The organism is Nonomuraea sp. 3N208, assembly GCF_052245935.1.
Classification (GTDB): Bacteria; Actinomycetota; Actinomycetes; order Streptosporangiales; family Streptosporangiaceae; genus Nonomuraea.
Genome location: NZ_JBQQBR010000003.1, coordinates 346,631 through 363,312 on the forward strand (window position 1 = coordinate 346,631; position 16,682 = coordinate 363,312).

Genomic DNA, 16,682 nt, shown 5'->3' on the forward strand with positions numbered 1-16,682 from the left:
ACAACGATGCTGAGGAGGCTGCCACGTGCCCCTAGCCGATGACGCCGTCGAAGCGCGCGCCCAGGGCTGGCGCACCCTCGCGGCACTGCACGCGAAAATCGAGGACAAGCTGGAGAAAGCCCTCCAGAAGGAGCACGGCCTGAGTGTGAGCGAATACACAGTGCTGGACGTGCTGGGGCGTCAGGACGGCTGGCACATGCGCATGCAGCAGCTGGCCCGCGCGGTCGTGCTCAGCCAGAGCGCCACCACCCGGCTGGTCACCAGGCTGGAGAAGCGCGGGCTGCTCAGGCGCTACCTGTGCGAGGACGACAGGCGCGGCATCTACTCGGAGGTCACCGAGGCCGGGCGGGACCTACTCGCCCAGGCCCGCCCGACGCACGACGCCGTACTCAAGGAGGTGCTGGCCGAGGCGGCGGAGGAGCCGGAGCTCGCCCCGCTCGCCGCGGTGCTCAGCTAGGTGGCTCGACGTTGCTCTGGATCTCGCCGACCGGCACGTCCCTCGTGACGTCCAGCTCCACGGGCGCGAACTGGAACGGCACCACGCCCTCCTGCACCTCGATCGGCCACACCGTGGACACCGTGAGCGTGTACTTCTCGCGCGGCTGGTCGATCGACGACCGCAGGTAACGCACGCCGCAGGAGAACGTGCCTCCCTTGGTGTACGGCTTGCCGACGGTGCCGCAGCCGCTCTCGTTGACCTCGGCCCGGTCCGCCGTCGTACCAGCGTCGATCTTGACATCCTGGAGATTGGCGACCAGGGTCACGCTCATGATGCCGGGAAGCTCCGCCGTGACCGTGCGGCGGGGTTGACCGACGCCCTCCAGCCAGACCCAGGTGGGCAGGTTGACGAAGCTCTTGGCGTCGGGATTCAGCTTGACGGTGTGCTCGGGCACGGTCAGCGCGGCCCTGGCGATCTGCGCAAGCTGCTCGATCGTGATCCCGGACTGCGGCGTCTGGCCGGGCGGCACGAACACGCCGATGGGATCGAGGTCGGTCATGCAGGCCACATGGTTGGGATCGGCTTCGTTGTACGCCGGTGTCCACCACCGCCCAGGCTTGCCCACCTTGTCCTCGAACCGCTTGTTGAATCCCAGGCGGGAGGGTTCGTCGATCCGCGCCCGGTTGGCCGCTTCTTTGCCCTTGGTGAACCGGTCGCGCATCTCCTCGGGTGATGGGCCCGGTTCGTACCAGCACGGGCGCGGGACGCGGAAACCGTCGCCCGTCCCGCCTTTGACGTCGCCGCGGATCCTGATGTTGCTGCCTGCCAAGTTCACGAACGCGGTCCTAGTACCCTGCCCGGCATCGACCTTGACATTGCCGGCCCCTTCAGGGGGATCACCGGGGAGCAGCGATGCCATGAGCAACGCCGCGATAAGGACTTTCATCGGGTGCACCTCTCTCTGGCAGTGCCGTACATCCTGACGCGCCACACCCCGTCGTCGCCGCGGCGAACGCCCACGGTCTGGGGGTAGGGGGTGCGCAGCCATTTGAGTTGGGGGCTGATGGCCTTGCCGGTGCGGGAGGAGACCACCCGGATCCCCGACTCGTCGACGCACGCGTTGACCTGAACGCCCTTGCCCATCCGTGCGGCGACCCGCAGGTTGTAGATCCGCCCGATCCCGCGCATCGTCCACCCTTTCTCGACGAACGACTCCACCCATTCGCTTGCCTGAACAGCCGCGTCGATCTCGAGGCCCTCCTTGTAGATGGTCTGCCCCTCGACGATGGCCTTCCGGGTGCCGACGTATTGGTCGACCATGGGCTTCAGTGCCGGGTCGGGGTCTGGCGGCCACTCCACCCGCAGACGCAGGCCCTCGCCGACGTCGATGGTCTGGGTGCCGGACGGCAGCTCCTCGTCCGCGGGCCGCTCGGCCTCCGCCGGGCTGCTCTGTCCGGGCGTGGCCGTCTCCTGTGGCGTGGCGGGCGTGGCCGCCTCTTGCGGCGCAGCGGGCTTGGCCGCGTCCAGCGGCGCGTACGGACGTTCGGCCTGGCCGCAGCCCGCGGTGGCGAGCAGGACCAGCGATAACGCGGTTCGTCTCATGCAGACGACTCCTTCACGACGTGGATGCGCCACGTGGGCAGCAGTTCCTCGATCAAGGCCTCGGTCTCCGGGGCCATCCCGCCGCCGTACGGGTGCGAGGCCGCCCTTCTGGTCAGGCCCTCGACGACGGCACGCAGGCGTACGACGTCCTCGGTCGCGTGCGTCGCCCGCAGCAGGTCCCGCCACAGGCCTTCGTCGTCGGCCGCCAGGAGCAATGCGGCGCGTACGGCGGCCACCGCGGCGTCCGGCTGGTCCTGCGCGAGCCTGATCTCGCAGAGCTGGTGTGCCGCGTCGGCGACCTCGGCGGCCACGTCGTACTCCAGGTCCTCGGCAGCCAGCCACGCGTATCTGCCGGGCGGCCTGCTGGTCAGCAGCGGGCCCCTGACCAGGCCGAGCGCCTTCTCCAGCAGCACGGCCCGAGCCGACGGGTCGCCGTGCGAGCGGCGGAGGAGCTCGCGGAACAGCGCCCAGTCCGTACGCACCTCGGGCCCCAGCCGCAGCCGGCCGACCTCGTCGGTGAGCAGGTGCCGGGGGCCCAGCCATTCGGCGACCCTGGCGATCGTGGCGTCCCTGACCATGTCCTGCACGCCGCGCGGCCACAACACCCCGCCGAGCACCACGGGATGCACGCCGCCCGGGTGCGTGGCCAGGTAGATCAGCAGCTCTGTGGCCAGCGCCAGCCGGCCTTCCTCCAGCGGGCCCAGGCCGAGCACCTCGATCGGCCCGAGCATCCTGATCTCGACGGCCGGCGGGTGCAGCCCCGGCAGCGGCTCGGCCTCGGGGATGGACTCGCCGTCGAGCCGCCCGGCGGTGCGGAACAGCTCGACGAGCGCCCGATAGTGGCGGCGGGGCAGGAGCTGGGCGTCCACCTCGAACCCCAGCTCGGCGATCTTGGCCTTGCCGTCGTCGGTGATCTCCAGCGTCCAGGTGGCGTGCGGGACGTCGCCCGCGACCACGTACCCGGCGGTGTCCCTGCGGGCCAGCAGCGCCAGCCGGCGCGCCTCCTCGTGCGTGGGCGCGACCGCGGACAGCAGGTAGTGGGCGTCGCGCGGGCTGCCGCTGATGCGGCCGGTCAGCACCTCCCTGCGCGGGGCCGCGGCGGCCTCCAGTTCGGGGAGCACTTCGGCCAGGCCGCCCACGGCCTTGATGCGGTCGGGTGCGATCGCGGTCAGCTCTTCGCCGAAGCCGACGAGCGTGACCCGCATGCCGTCGGACCAGCGGTTGGTGGCCAGCTCGACGGCGAGGGCGGCCAGCGCGGCTGTGGTCTGCGTGCCGCGCACGTTGATCAGGCCCTGTGCGGCTTCGAGGTCGATGAGCACGCGCCCGTGCACGTTCGTGCCGATCGAGACCAGCCCGGGATACGGCGCTCCACCCGGCTGGACGGGCTCATGGCCGCGGCCGCTTCGTGGCTCGTTGGCTCGTGGCCCCCATGAGCTGGTCCGGTCCGGCAGCAGCCGGCCCTCGTGCGCGGGCAGCCGCCAGACCTGGCCGCCGTCCTCGGCCGTCCAGGGCGCGGGCGGGTCGGAGTCGGGCGGATGTACCCACAGGTCGAGCGTGCGCGGCGACAGGTGGGCCGCGTACACGATGGGCGGGGTCCGGTTCTGCCTCGCCAACTCGGCGCCGAGCACCCGCAGGCCGACGTCCAGGATGCGGGCGCCCGGCGCGTCTCCGCCCAGCCGGAGCGCAACCTCGGCGTCGGCGGCGTCGCCGCGGGGGCGGGCGATCCTGCGGCCGAACATCCGGCCCCAGAGCTGCTCGCGGCGCCGCCTGGCCAGCACGAGCAGTAGCCCGGCCGCGGCCAGCGAGGCGCCGGCCAGGTATTCGACGAGCTCGTTGCCCTGACTCTCGCCGACGATCGGCTGCTGCTCGGGCTCCTGACGCCGCTGGTCCTGCTGCTCGGGCAGGCGGTGCTTGGCCTCGCCCCGCTTCTCCTTCTTGACCTCCGCGTGGGCCCTGCCGTCGTCGGGCACCTGCGCACGGCCCGGGTGCTCGCGCAACGTCTGATCGCGTGGCTGGTCGGTGGGGACGATGTGGACGTTTCTGGCGTCATCCGGCATGTCGAGCACCCAGCCGGGCCTGATCAGGTCGGCCATCTTCAGTCGGGTGCCGTCCGGCTGGACTTTCGCCTGGTTGAGCCGGTAGATCTCGGGGTAGCGACGGCCGTCGCCCAGGCACTTCTCCGCAATCTCCCACAGGCTCTCGTGGTGACGGCCGTGCGGCGGCTGCACCACGTACACCTTCTTGGTCTTGTTCGTTTCCAGGGTCTTCTCGACGATCGGCGCGGAGTACGCCACCGCCGTCACGGGCGGAGCGGCGGGCGTGGGCGTCAGCTTGGCGATCGGCGCGAGCATCGCCCCCGTCGTGAACAGCAGCAGCACGGCGCCGACGAGCTTGTTGGCCAGGGCCTGGGTGCCGCCGGAGAACGGTACGCGGGCGGGCATGCCCACTCGGCGGACCCCGGCGTACACCTCGACGAGCACACACGCGAACAGCTGGAACCAGGCCAGCCACACCAGCAGCACCAGCACCGCCACGATCGTGCTGGGGCCGACCCGGCTGGTGAGCGTCTCCAGGTCGAGCAGCTCGGGTCTGAGCGGCGGCCCGACGAACGTGAGCAGCGCGTACGGCACCCCACCCACGAGCGCGACCAGCACGACCAGCGCCGCGAGCCCGGCGAGCACGTCGCCGGCGCTGCGCCTGGCAGGCATGCGCGCGGACGTGTGCCGCCCCTGGGGACGCCCGGGCTCTCGCGTCGGCATCGCCTCTCCGTTTCCTCTACCTCGGGAGCTCCGCTCCCGGCGTTTTCTTCCACCTCGGGAGCTCCGCTTCCGTCGGATCTCACGTCCAGCGTGTTGCCACGTGCGTTCCGCAATCCATCGAGTGAAGAGATTCGGTCTATCTCGCTTCGGGCGCGGCCGTGGCCTCGCCGGTCACCTCGGCGCCGGGGAAACCGATCGCGCCGAGGAAGAACGCCTCCCACCGCACCGACACGGTGACCGTCACCAGCGCCTGCCCCTGGCCCACCGAGCACTCGCCGCTGGTCACGTCGTCGTCGCCCTGGGCCGCGACGATCTCGTCGGCCCGCGCGCACACCTGGTCGTCGCCGAGCAGCCGGGTCTGGCCGGTGGCGCGGAGGTGGTCGACGTCGATCTGGTCGGCGCCGGCCCGCGCGGCCTGCTCGGCCACGTCCGCAGCACGCAGCCGGGCGTTGATCGCCGCCCCCCCGTCCACCAGCAGCCCGGCCAGCAGGAACACGACCACGGAGAACAGCACGGTGAACACCGACATCGAGCCGCGTTCACTCATCGATCCTCCTGAACTGCTCCAAAGGCACCACGGCCGTGCCGGTCATCTGCTTGGCGCCGCCGAACCCGAGGAAGCCGAGGTCCAGCTCGCAGGTCACCTCGGCCTGAACCTGGCCGCCCTGCTCCCACGCCGAACCGTCCAGCGACACCGACGGCGACCCGCAGGGGCCGGTGAGCGCGCTCTGGGCGATCGCCTCGGCGGCCGCCTCGGCCTCGTCGAACGTACGCTGCACCGACGCGGCCCTGGCGGCGTCCCTCGCCACCCCGTTGACCCGCCCCTGCGACTCCACCAGCACGCCGGCACCGGCGAGGAACATGAGGAACAGCAGGAAGAGCGGGGCCAGCATGACCGTCTCCACGGCCATGGAGCCGCGCTCGGGATCGCTGGTCATCCGCAGTCCTCGCCGCCGTCGTCAGGGCGGAAGCACTCGACGGGCCCGCCCGCGGTCGCGGTGATCGTGAACGTGAGCGGCGGCAGCAGCGGGACGACCTGCACGGCGCTGCCGGTCACCGTGACGAAGCGCTCGTCCGGCTCCTTCTCGGACGTCGTGGCGGTGGCGTTGCTGAGCAGCCGCGGCCCGATGGCCCGCACGATGTCGGTGGCCTTGGCCGTGGCCGCGCCCGGCCAGTCGCCTGAGTCGATCGGCGCCGCCCTGGCCACACGGGCGCCTTCCCTGGCGGCCGCCTCGGCCACCTGCCGCCCGTGGAACCAGAGGGCCACCTGCACGATGAGCAGCACCACCGCGAGGACGACCGGCATGAGGATGGCCAGCTCGATCGCGGTCACTCCGCGCTCGCCGTCGCGGGGCCTAGCCGCCGTCGCCGCCACCATCGCCGCCACCGCCGTCGCCGCCGAAATTCGACCGGATCTGCTCCTGTTGCTGCTCGACCAGGGTCCTGATCAAGGTGGCCAGGCCGAGCGCCACACCGGCGATGATGGCGGTGATGATCACCCATTCGACGGCGGAGGCGCCGCGGGTGGGCGCCGTGCGGGCACGGTGAATCCGCGAGCTCAGCCACGCGGTCAGGTAAATGATCCAGGGATGGTTCATGAGACCCCCAACATCTTCATTGCGGCGGGAAAACTGAGAAAGATCACGAATCCGGCGCAGAGCAGGAGCTGGGCCACGAGCATGGACTGCGAGCGCTCACCGGCCCGGCCCTCGATCTCCGCCAGCTCGCGGCGGCGCAGGGTGGCGGCCCTGGCCGTGAGCGAGGCGCGTACTTTGGCGCCGTCGTCGGCCACCAGGCCGAGCGCGGCCGAGAGGTCGCGCAGCTCGTCGACGTTGATCTCCTCGCCGAGCTGGCCGAGCGCCTGCCATGGGGTGATGCCGACGATCCTGGCGCCGCTCAGCGCGTCGCGGATGCGGCCCATCGCCCAGTTGGGGCGCTCGCCGCTGACCGAGACGGCCATCATGAGCGCCTCGGGCACGCCGCGACCGCCGGCCAGGTTCATGGAGACGAGGTCGAGGAACGCTCCCACGGCGTGGCGGAAGTCGCGTCTCCTGGCCGCCGCCTCCTTCTTGATCTGCAAGTCGGGCAGGAAGAAGAACACGATCGCCACGAGCACGGAGGCCCAGAACGGGATGGCGAGCGAGGTGCCCCATCCCATGAGCACCAGCCAGCCGAGCAGCAGCGGGAACGCCAGCAGGCCGCTGGCGGCCAGCAGCGCCTTGGTCGCGAGGAACGCCTCGAACGACCGCCCCACCAGCGCCAGGTCTGATTTGACCGATCTCGCCTCCCAGCCGCGGGCGCCGTACAGGCGGGCCAGCCGCACGCCGAGCCCGCGGCGGAACGCGCTGACCTCCTCCTCCGGCAGCAAGAGCTGGATGCGGGGGGCGCCCGTGTCCTCGCGTACGGCGTCGAGCGCGAGCAGCCGCGCCACCAGCCCGGGGCGGGCCGGGAACAGCGCCCGCAAGAACACGAACAAGCCCAGTCCGAGTACGGCACCCGCCAGCGCGCCCTCAACCATTGCCGTCCCCTCCCATCAGCAGCCGCGTCGGCTTGTCGAACCTGGCCAGCCGCCTCATCCAGGCGAACCCGGCCCCGAACAGCCCGGCCACGATCACCAGCACGGCCTGGCCGAGCAGGCCCTCGTATTCGGCGACGTAGGTGGGGTTGAACACCACGAGGATCCCGGCGAAGCCCAGCGCGGTGATCACGACGATCTGAACGCTGCGCCTGGTCGCGCGGCGTTCGGCCTCGACGCGGCGGCGCATGTCGAGCTCCTCGCGGGCCGAGACGGCCAGCGCGCCGAGCACGTCGCGCAGGCCGGGGCCGCGGAGCTTGGAGTTGAGGATGAGCGCGGCCACCACCAGGTCGGCCGAGGGGTCGTCGAGCTCGTCGGCGAAGAGGGCGAGCGCCTCCGGCAGCGCCATCCTGGTGTGCAGCCGGTCGATCATGGCGCGCAAGTGGGGCCTGAGTGTGGGCGCGGCGGCCCTGATGGACGAGGGGATGGCCTGCTCGAGCCCGGCCGCGCCGGCGATCGTGTCACGCAGCGACTCGGTCCAGGCGGCCAACCCTTCGAGGCGGCGCATCGCGGTGCGTTCCTCGGCCGCGCCGCCCGACAGGCCGCGCCAGGCGAACACGAGCAGCACCGTGCCCGCCGCCATGACCGGCCAGCGGGTGATCACCAAGACGATGGCGGCGGCCACGGCGGCGATCGCGGCGCGAGTGGTCAGCATCTTGATCAGGTGCCGCTTGGGCTGCGGCGGGCGGGGGCGCAGGCCGTACAGGGAAAGGAAGAACAGGAACAGGCCGCCGCCGGCCAATGCGCCGGCCAGCAGGGCGAGCGGGTCGAAGGTGAGCGCCATCCGTCACCATCCCCCCGGCGTGTAGCCGTGCGCCATGAGCTCGTCCAGGCAGGAGACCGGCGCGTGCGGGAGGGCGCCGCCGTCGGGGCCCGGGACGAACACCTCGCTCGACAGAACGCGGCCGTCGCAGCCGTTGACCTCGCGAATGCTGGAGACGTAGCGGCGCAGGGTGCCGCCGCGGTGGTAGTCGTTGCGCTTCTCGATGAAGACGACGAAGTCGATGGCGCCCGCGATGAGCATGTGGGTGGCGTCGATGGGGAGGCGTTCGCTGGCCTGCAGGGCGTAGGTGGCGATGCGGTTGAAGACCTCCATGCTGGAGTTGGCGTGGATGGTCGACAGGGAGCCGTCGTTGCCCTGGGTCATCGCGTTGAGCATGGTGACGATCTCGTCGCCGAGGACCTCGCCGACGATGACGCGGCTGGGGTTCATCCGGAGCGACCTCCTGACCAGCTCGGCCATGGAGATCTCGCCCTGGCCCTCGGAGTTGGGCAGGCGCTGCTCGAAGGCGACGACGTTGGGATGGAGCTCGGGGAACTGATCGAGGCCGAGCTCGAGGGCGCGTTCGACGGTGATGAGGCGCTCGCTGGGCGGGATCTCGTTGGCCAGGGCCCGCAGCAGGGTGGTCTTGCCGGCGTTGGTCGAGCCGGCGATCATGAGGTTCTTGCGGGCGGCGACGGCTGCGCTCAAGAACCTCCCCACGTCCTGACTTATCGTGCCGTTGCCGACTAGATCGGACATGAAGACCTTGCCCAGGCGGGCGCGGCGGATCGAGACCGCCGGCCGTACGGTGACGTCCATGACCGCGCTCAGCCGGGAGCCGTCGGGAAGGCGCAGGTCGAGCTGCGGGTTCGCGGTGTCGAACGGCCTGCTCGACAGGCCCGAGTACGCCGCCAGGATCTGGATCAGCTCGATCAGCTCGTCGTCGGATTCGGCGACCGGGTCTTGCGTGAGCTCCTGGCCGTCGGCGTAGCTGACGAAGACCCTGTCGCAGCCGTTGATGTCGATGTTCTCGACCTGGGGGTCGTCGAGCAGCGGCTGCAGGCGGCCCACGCCGAACAGCGCGGCGTGGATGCCGGCCGCGAGCGCCTCCTCCTCTTCCACCGTGGGCGGCGTACGGCCGAGGCCGATCTCGTTGCGCGCGTGCTCCTCGAGTACCTGGGAGATCAGCGCCCTGGCGAACTGGCGCTCGTCCTCTCCGGTCATCGCGGGCAGGCCATTGGCCTGGTCGAGCCTGCGCTGGTGGGCCAGGCGGTCGCCGACCTCCTGGCGGAACCGCTTGACCAGCGAGTGATCGATCATCTGTGGCTCACCAGCCTCGCCGCGAGGTCGCGGGCCGTACGGATGAGGAGCGAGCGGTCCAGCCGGCCGCCCCACTGGCCGCGCAGGAGCTCGGCGCCCTTGGGGTCGTACGCGAGGCCGTAGACGAACTGCACGCTGGGTCCGACGATCCTGCGGACGTCCTCGATGGAGGCACGGTAGGCACGCGGGTCGGCGATCACCACCACGCCGTGGGCCTTGCTGACCTGGAGGCGTTCGCGCAGGTGGGCGACGTGGTCGAGGGTCGCCCTGGTCAGCAGCACGACCTGCTCGGCCTCGGCCAGGAGGTCACCGAGCTGCGGGTGCGCGCCGAGGCGGCCGCAGTCGGCGATCACGTCGGCGTTCGGGATCGCGGCGAGCGACCTGCCGAGCGGGCCCCACAGCCAGGTGAGGCCGGCGGCCTGCTCGCCGTGGGTGAGCCCGGCCAGCACGTCAAGACCGCCGACGATCTTCTGCGTGTGCTGGTGTATCTGGGCGGGCTCCAGGCCGCGCCGGGCCGTCGCGCCCAGCGTGAGCAGGCCCTTGCCCGGGTTGAGCACGCCGCCGTCGGCGGCGGGCAGCCGGTAGGCGAGGTCGCCGCCCGCCGGGTCGCACTCGGCCAGCAGCACCGGCCGCGGCCACACCGCGGCCAGGGCCGTCGCGGCCGTCGTCACCCCCGGCGCGCCCTTGTCGGCGGCCAGCACGATCAGTCCCACGTCAGCGTGCCCCCGGCAACTCGGCCACTGCGATCTCACCGGTGGAGGCGAACGCCGCTATTTCCGCCGCGGCCGCCGAATCCACGACCACCGTGATCTGGCCGGAATTTCCAGATCTGGACTTGTCGCCGGCGGCGAAGACGAGCGCGCTGGACGCCAGGACGCGTGTTTGTCCCTGGCTCGAGCGGCTCGGCACGAATATCACCTGTACGCGGTCCCCCTGCTGGATGCCGGCGGGCATTTGCCCGGGCTTGAGCGCCAATCCGACCGTGGCCTTTCCCTCGCCGAGCTCGGTGCTGGCGCGGACGCCCATCTGGTTGGTCAGCAGGGTGCCGGGGAGGATCGTGACGGCCGCGAAGCTGTTGACGACCTGCTGGCGCTGCGACCAGCTGACGAAGTCGACGCCCGTATCGGCGATCTTCACCTCTTCCAGCGCCTCAGGCGGGAACTTCTGACCTGCGCCGATCTGCTGGGTGACCCTGATGGCGGAGACGCGGTCGCCGCTGTTGAGCACGAGCAGGGTCGTGGCCAGCGCGCCGCCGAGTATGAGCAGGACGGCGAGCGCGGCCAGGGCCGGCTTGCGTTCCCGGGGTGGCACGGGGAGCTTGCGCGAGGCCGGGCCGGACAACCCCGCCGCCGCGTTGACGGCAGGCTTTTCACTGGTCCTCATGGGTGGGGGGCTCCCAAAGGTGAATTGCGGAATCCACGCCATTATGTGGGGCTTGTTGGGGCGGCGGGGCCCGAATGCGAGGACCAATGCTTGTTTCGCAGGTGGCGGGATGTCAATGGGAAATAATCAATACTTATTGTTTCTAGCGAGTTGACGGGTGGGGATTTTTCCGGCTACTTGTGCGCATTCGCCACCTGAGTCACATGTGGCACATGATTAACGGCTTTCAGCGGATTTATACCCACCAATGGCCATGCCCGGGTTCGGCCCGCGCCCCCGTCCCCTGCTCAGCCGGCGGGGCGGGCACGGAGACGGGCGCGGCGGGCGGCTTGTCCACAGGCGGCTGGAGCCCCGTCCCCTCCATCCACAGAAACAGCCGGCCATGCCATTGATGTCAACCAACCGGCCTAGCCTCGCTTCGAGCGCTACCTTGGCGGCCGAAGTCGAGCGAGGAGACGGGACCATGCGGATCATGCTCACCGTGCTCGGCGGGCAGGGCGACCGTGACGTCGTGATCGACGGCGACGACAGCACCACAGTGGCCAGGGTGAGTGAAGCGCTCACCGACGCCGGGCCGCTGGCGACGGTCGTGCGGCTGCCCAGAGCCCGAGCGCCCTACGGCATGTCCGCCGGCCGCGGGCTTACACCCGACGACGCCGGCCTCCACGTGCCCCGCCCGCGCAAACCCGAACGCGCCGGCACGCCAGGCAGGCGAGAGCCGGCCATGCTGGCCGGGCAAGAGCCGGTCATGTGGCGTGACGGCCGCCCGCTCGACCCCCGCGCCCAGGCCACCTCCGTGCTGCGGGACGGCGACAAGGTCACGCTGGATCCCCGCCTGGCCCGTGCCACGGTCATCGAGGAGCCGGGTGGGGTGGCCGAGGTGCGGGTCGTGGGCGGGCCTGCGGCCGGGGCGGTGCACCGGCTGGGGCTGGGCACCTACATCATCGGCTCCGATCCGATGTGCGCGATCGCCGCGGCCGACCCGGCGCTCGCGCCGGAGGCGGTGACCGTCCGGGTGACGCCGGACGCGATCACCGCGGAGCGCACGTGGCAGCAGCCGGGCGCGGCGCCCAAGCTCAAACTCAAGGGCCGCTGGGCCGACGAGGTCGCCGAGTTGAATGCAAGGGTCGCCGAGCGGGAGGCGGCCGAGTTCGCGGCCGGCTACGAAGAGGTGCCCCAGCTCGACGGCCGGCCGCTCACCGAGCGCGTCGCATGGTCCGATCAGGCGGTGCTGACCTGCGGTTCCTCGGTCTTCGTGCTGACGTCGATCGAGCCCAAGGACGCGCACCTGGCGCCCAGGAGCGAGGGCGGCGTGTCGTACAACCGCCCGCCCAGGCTCCGGCGTCCTGAGCCCGAGCGCAAGTTCGTCCGGCCGAAGGAGCCGAGCAGGAACGAGGGTCTGCGCCTGCAGCTGCTGGCCGCCCTCCTGCCTGCCGTGCTGGGGGTGACGCTGGCGATCGCGCTCAAGCAGCCTTACTACCTGCTCGTCGCGCTGATGACGCCGATCCTCATGATCGGCCAGTGGTGGAGCGACCGCCGCCATGGCAAGAAGCAGCACAAGAAGGCGATCAAGGAGTGGAAAGAGCGGCTCCAGGCCTACGACGAGGCGGTCGAGCGGGCACGGGTGGCCGACGAGGCCGCCCGCAGGGCGGATGCTCCGGACCCGGCCCAGGTGCTGCTCACGGCCACGGGGCCGCGCAGGCGGCTGTGGGAGCGCAGGATCCACGACTCCGACGCGCTCAGGCTGCGCGTCGGGCTCGCCGACCTGCCCGCCAACCTGGAGCTGTCGGAGGAGCAGGGCGGGCCCATCGATCCGCCGATCTGCCGTTCCGTGCCCGTGGCGCTGCCGATGCGGCGGCTGGGCGTGGCAGGCGTCACCGGGCCGCGCGCCGTCGCGGGCAGCCTGGCGAGCTGGCTGATCGCCCAGGCCGCGACCCTCCACAGCCCACGCGACCTGGCCATCGTGGTGGTGTCGGCGCATGCCGACGCTGAGCACCGCTGGGGCTGGATGCGCTGGCTGCCGCATTGCGCGCCACGTGCCGGCGAGGAGTGCGTGGCGCTGGTCGGCACCGACCCCGAGTCGGCCGCGCGCCGCGTCTCCGAACTCGCCGCCCTCATCGACGAGCGCCAGAACACCACGATCCCGGAGGTCGGCAAGATCCCCAGCGGCTGGGACGATCTTGGCGGGCCGGAAAAGCCCACGTTCTCCTCCTACGACGTACGGCCGTACGACGTGCTGGTGATCCTCGACGGAGCCCAGGTGCTGCGCGGCCTGCCCAACATGCCGCAGGTGCTGCGCCAGGGGCCGCGTTCGGGCGTGTACACGCTCGCCATCGACGACGATCAGCGCCTGCTTCCGGAGGAGTGCCAGACGGTGGCCGCGTGCGGTGGCGACGGCATCGTCCATCTGCTTGGCGGCGGACTCGACGCCATCGGCCCGGTGCTGGGTGACTTCGTGTCGCCCGCCTGGTCCGACCGCCTGTCCAGGTCCCTGGCTCCGATCCGCGACGTGAGCAGGGACGACCCGACGGGCAACCTGCCCGGAGCGGTCCGGCTGCTCGACCTGATGGGCATGCCCGACCCCTCGGGCAAGGAGCTGGCCGCCCGATGGCGCGACCGCGGCACCACCAGCGCGCTGATCGGCGTCGGGCCAGAGGGACCGTTCTCGGTGGACCTCAGGCTCGACGGCCCCCACGGCCTGATCGCCGGCACCACGGGCGCGGGCAAGTCGGAGCTGCTGCAGACGCTGATCTGCGCGCTGGCGGTGGCCAACCGGCCCGACCAGCTCACGTTCGTGCTGATCGACTACAAGGGCGGGGCCGCGTTCAAGGAGTGCGTACGCCTGCCGCACACGGTCGGCATGGTCAGCGACCTCGACGGCCATCTGACGCAACGGGCGCTCGATTCGCTGGCGGCGGAGATCCGGCGCAGGGAGCGCCTGCTGCTGAAGGCAGGAGCCAAGGACATCGACGACTATGCGGGCGCCGTCCCGCTGCCGCGCCTGGTGCTGATCATCGACGAGTTCGCCGCTTTGGTGGCAGAGTTGCCCGATTTCGTCACCGGCCTCGTGGACATCGCCCGCAGAGGCCGTTCGCTGGGCATCCACCTGATCCTGGCCACCCAGCGCCCGGCGGGCGTGGTGACCGCCGACATCCAGGCCAACACGTCCCTGCGGATCGCGCTTCGCGTGACGGAGCCGGCCGAGTCGTCGGACGTCATCGACCTGCCTGACGCGGCCCACATCTCCAAGTCCACACCGGGCCGCTGTTACGTCCGTTCGGGTGTGGGCGCGGCAACCGCCGTGCAGACGGCCAGAGTCGGGGGCCGCAGCCCGGTCCGGTCTGGGTCGTCACGGGGCACTCTCAGCGGACCGGAGTCGTCACGAGGGCCCCACGACCCCACCCGGGCGTCCCAGGGACCGCTCGACACCACCCGGACGCCCCAGGGCCCGCTCGACTCCACCCGTACGCCCCGTACGCCGCAGGGCCCGTACGACGCGGCGACCGGCAACATACGGGTGTTGGATGTGAACTGGCTCTCCCTGGGCAAACCCCTCCCACCCCCGCCGGAGCCGGAGGAGGATTCGACGGTTACGGACCTCACGTTGCTCGCTGACGCGCTCATCGAGGCCGCCCACTTGGCCGGCGTCCCCGCCCAGCCCAGCCCGTGGCTCGACTCCCTCCCCACTCATTTCGTCCTGGACCTTCCCGACCTCACCGCACCTGCCCATCTCACAGTCACCTCCCAATCCAGCGCCCGCCACGCCACTTCGGACACGTCCGGACCCGCGTCCGGGGACTTCGACACCCGTGCGAGCACGCCAGGCCCCGTCCCAGCGCCAGCTTCCGATTCCGGGACGTCCGGCGACGCGGGGCCCGCCACTCCAGGCACAGCGGGAGCCGTTCCGCCCAACGCATCAGGCGTCCCCTACCGCGGCAACCCCATCCAGGCCCGGGTCAAGGGCTCGGGACAGCCGTCATTGAGCAACTCCGCACATCGGGGAAACGCGAGCGCCGACCCTATCCCGCCCGACGGACTCGGCACCACTCCACCTCCGGGATCCAGCGCAACGCCACCTCCCGGATTCGGCGCTCCCCCGCCCGCAGGGCCGGACGCGTGCTCACCGGCAGGGCCGAACGCATCCCACTCAACGGAATCGGACGCCTACCCACCGGCGGGGCCGGGCGCGCGGCGGGGTGCGGGGGTGGGCGCGCCTCATGCGTCGCCGTCGCCGAGCACGTATCCACCGCAGTCGCCATCCGGCACATTCGTCGAGGTAGCGCCGCTGCCGTTCGGTATAACGGACCGTCCATGGGCGCAGGACCGGCAGCCGTTGGCGCTTGACCTGGCCCACGGGGGTCACCTGCTCATCGCGGGGGCCGCGCGCAGCGGCAGGTCTACGGCATTGCGGACGATCGCCGGGTCCATCGCGGCCCACGCCTCCCCGGGAGACGTGCACGTCCACGCGGTCGACTGCGGCTCGGGCGCGCTGCTGCCGTTGGTGGCGATGCCGCACTGCGGCGCCGTGGTGACCCGCGACCAGCTCGACCGCGTCGAACGCCTGCTCTCGCGCCTCCGGGGCGAGGTGGGCCGCCGACAGCAGCTTCTGGCCGAGGCCGGGCATGCCTCCCTGGCCGAATACCGTCAGGCGGGCCACCGGCTCCCCTGGCTGGTGTTCATGCTGGATCGTTGGGAGGGCTTCGTGGCCGCGTTCGAGAGCTACGACTACGGCCGCCTGATCGAGGCGCTGCTCCAGTTGCTCCGGGAAGGCGCGGCAGTGGGGTTCAGAGCCGTGATCACCAGCGATCGGTCGGGCCTGCTCGGCCAGGTTTCTACCGTCTTCGACGACCGGTTGCTCCTCCGTCTCTCCGATCCGTCCGACTACGGCCTGGCCGGCTTCCCGCTCAAGGGCCTGCCCTCGTCGGTGCCCCCGGGCCGTGCCCTGTCCATCGGCGACCACGGCATCGTCGAGCACCACATCGCGCTGCTCTCTCCGGACCCGGCGGGCCCGGCCCAGGTGGCGGCTCTCCAGGCCCTGGCCCGCGCCGCCGCAGCGCACACGCAACCGCTGACGGCGGGCCGAGGCGGCTGGCTTTGGGATGGTGCGCCGCCGCTGCGCGTAGACGCGCTCCCTATGCGCATCACCGCAGCCCAGGCCCTTGATCTGGATCCATCCTTCGTCCCGCCGTCACCGCTGTGGGCGCTTGTCGGCGCGGGCGGCGACGCCCTCGCCCCGCTGGGACTCGACCTGCTGGCGCACGGCCCCGGCGCCGTGCTCGCGGGCCCGCCACGCACCGGCCGCTCGTCGGCCCTGCTGACGGCCGCGCATTCGCTGATCGAGCGCGGCACCTCGGTCATCGCCGTCACCCCGAGGCGCAGCCCGCTCAGGGACCTGGACGGGGTGCTGGCGGTGCTGGACGGCAACGCCACGAATCTGCCGGAGCTGGTCGCGGACCTGCACAACTACGTCGTGCTGGTGGACGACGCCGAGCTGATCAACCCCGATTTCCCCCTGGGCACTGCCTTGGAAGAGGTGCTCCGTTCGGGCAGGGACGGTGATCACGGCCTGCTCATCGCCGGCACGACCGGCGATATGGCCGTCGCCTACCGCGGGTTCGTGGCGGAGACCCGCAAGGCGCGTACGGGCCTGCTCCTGTCGGTGCAGAGCCAGTCCGACGGCGATCTCTTCACCATCCGCCTCCCACGGGGCACGGTGGGCGGGCCGCCTGGACGCGGGTTCCTAGTGACGACCGGCAATGTCATCCCGATCCAGACCGCGCTTCCCGACAACGGCTGAGGGCCACGACGCACGGGCGTTCGCCGTTGGGCAGCGCACCGGCC

Annotated in this window: 14 protein-coding genes; 2 read left to right on the forward strand and 12 right to left on the reverse strand. The window is 71.4% G+C overall.

Features of this window, described 5'->3' with window-relative positions:
* Nucleotides 1-25: 25 nt before the first annotated feature.
* Complete coding sequence (locus ACTWPT_RS06065; RefSeq protein ID WP_443176235.1) at nucleotides 26-457, forward strand: MarR family winged helix-turn-helix transcriptional regulator; 432 nt, start codon at nucleotides 26-28, stop codon at nucleotides 455-457.
* Here ACTWPT_RS06065 and ACTWPT_RS06070 read toward each other — a convergent pair.
* The 12 genes from ACTWPT_RS06070 to ACTWPT_RS06125 all read right to left on the reverse strand — a co-directional run bounded on the left by ACTWPT_RS06070 (nucleotide 450) and on the right by ACTWPT_RS06125 (nucleotide 10,841).
* A complete protein-coding gene (locus tag ACTWPT_RS06070; RefSeq protein WP_443176236.1) occupies nucleotides 450-1,385 on the reverse strand; it encodes a hypothetical protein in 936 nt (311 codons plus the stop codon). The two genes, ACTWPT_RS06065 and ACTWPT_RS06070, sit on opposite strands and share 8 nt — an antisense overlap.
* Nucleotides 1,382-2,041, reverse strand: a complete 660-nt coding sequence (locus ACTWPT_RS06075; protein WP_443176237.1) for a hypothetical protein — start codon at nucleotides 2,039-2,041, stop codon at nucleotides 1,382-1,384. The genes ACTWPT_RS06070 and ACTWPT_RS06075 overlap by 4 nt, the downstream gene beginning before the upstream one ends.
* Complete coding sequence (locus ACTWPT_RS06080; protein WP_443176238.1) at nucleotides 2,038-4,800, reverse strand: BTAD domain-containing putative transcriptional regulator; 2,763 nt, start codon at nucleotides 4,798-4,800, stop codon at nucleotides 2,038-2,040. Before ACTWPT_RS06080 ends, ACTWPT_RS06075 begins: the two co-directional genes overlap by 4 nt.
* Before the next feature lie 136 nt (nucleotides 4,801-4,936).
* Nucleotides 4,937-5,347 carry a TadE/TadG family type IV pilus assembly protein gene (locus tag ACTWPT_RS06085; protein ID WP_443176239.1) on the reverse strand — a complete coding sequence of 137 codons (411 nt, stop codon included), beginning with the start codon at nucleotides 5,345-5,347 and terminating at the stop codon, nucleotides 4,937-4,939.
* Nucleotides 5,340-5,738, reverse strand: coding sequence for a TadE/TadG family type IV pilus assembly protein (locus tag ACTWPT_RS06090; RefSeq protein WP_443176240.1), 399 nt, complete (start codon nucleotides 5,736-5,738; stop codon nucleotides 5,340-5,342). The genes ACTWPT_RS06085 and ACTWPT_RS06090 overlap by 8 nt, the downstream gene beginning before the upstream one ends.
* Nucleotides 5,735-6,178, reverse strand: a complete 444-nt coding sequence (locus tag ACTWPT_RS06095; RefSeq protein WP_443176241.1) for a TadE/TadG family type IV pilus assembly protein — start codon at nucleotides 6,176-6,178, stop codon at nucleotides 5,735-5,737. The genes ACTWPT_RS06090 and ACTWPT_RS06095 overlap by 4 nt, the downstream gene beginning before the upstream one ends.
* Nucleotides 6,156-6,398, reverse strand: a complete 243-nt coding sequence (locus ACTWPT_RS06100) for a hypothetical protein (RefSeq protein ID WP_443176242.1) — start codon at nucleotides 6,396-6,398, stop codon at nucleotides 6,156-6,158. Before ACTWPT_RS06100 ends, ACTWPT_RS06095 begins: the two co-directional genes overlap by 23 nt.
* A complete protein-coding gene (locus tag ACTWPT_RS06105) occupies nucleotides 6,395-7,318 on the reverse strand; it encodes a type II secretion system F family protein (protein WP_443176243.1) in 924 nt (307 codons plus the stop codon). The genes ACTWPT_RS06100 and ACTWPT_RS06105 overlap by 4 nt, the downstream gene beginning before the upstream one ends.
* Complete coding sequence (locus tag ACTWPT_RS06110) at nucleotides 7,311-8,159, reverse strand: type II secretion system F family protein (RefSeq protein ID WP_443176244.1); 849 nt, start codon at nucleotides 8,157-8,159, stop codon at nucleotides 7,311-7,313. Before ACTWPT_RS06110 ends, ACTWPT_RS06105 begins: the two co-directional genes overlap by 8 nt.
* A 3-nt stretch (nucleotides 8,160-8,162) precedes the next feature.
* Complete coding sequence (locus ACTWPT_RS06115) at nucleotides 8,163-9,458, reverse strand: CpaF family protein (RefSeq protein WP_443176245.1); 1,296 nt, start codon at nucleotides 9,456-9,458, stop codon at nucleotides 8,163-8,165.
* Nucleotides 9,455-10,171: a hypothetical protein gene (locus ACTWPT_RS06120; RefSeq protein WP_443176246.1), complete on the reverse strand. Its 717-nt coding sequence runs from the start codon at nucleotides 10,169-10,171 to the stop codon at nucleotides 9,455-9,457. The genes ACTWPT_RS06115 and ACTWPT_RS06120 overlap by 4 nt, the downstream gene beginning before the upstream one ends.
* Before the next feature lies 1 nt (nucleotide 10,172).
* On the reverse strand, nucleotides 10,173-10,841 hold the full coding sequence (locus ACTWPT_RS06125) for a hypothetical protein (RefSeq protein ID WP_443176247.1): 669 nt from the start codon (nucleotides 10,839-10,841) through the stop codon (nucleotides 10,173-10,175).
* Between the two features lie 463 nt (nucleotides 10,842-11,304).
* On the opposite strand from ACTWPT_RS06125, the gene ACTWPT_RS06130 reads away from it, so the two are divergent.
* The gene (locus ACTWPT_RS06130; protein ID WP_443176248.1) at nucleotides 11,305-16,638 is read left to right on the forward strand and encodes an FtsK/SpoIIIE domain-containing protein; all 5,334 of its coding nucleotides are present in this window, start codon (nucleotides 11,305-11,307) and stop codon (nucleotides 16,636-16,638) included.
* The last annotated feature ends 44 nt before the right edge of the window (nucleotides 16,639-16,682 follow it).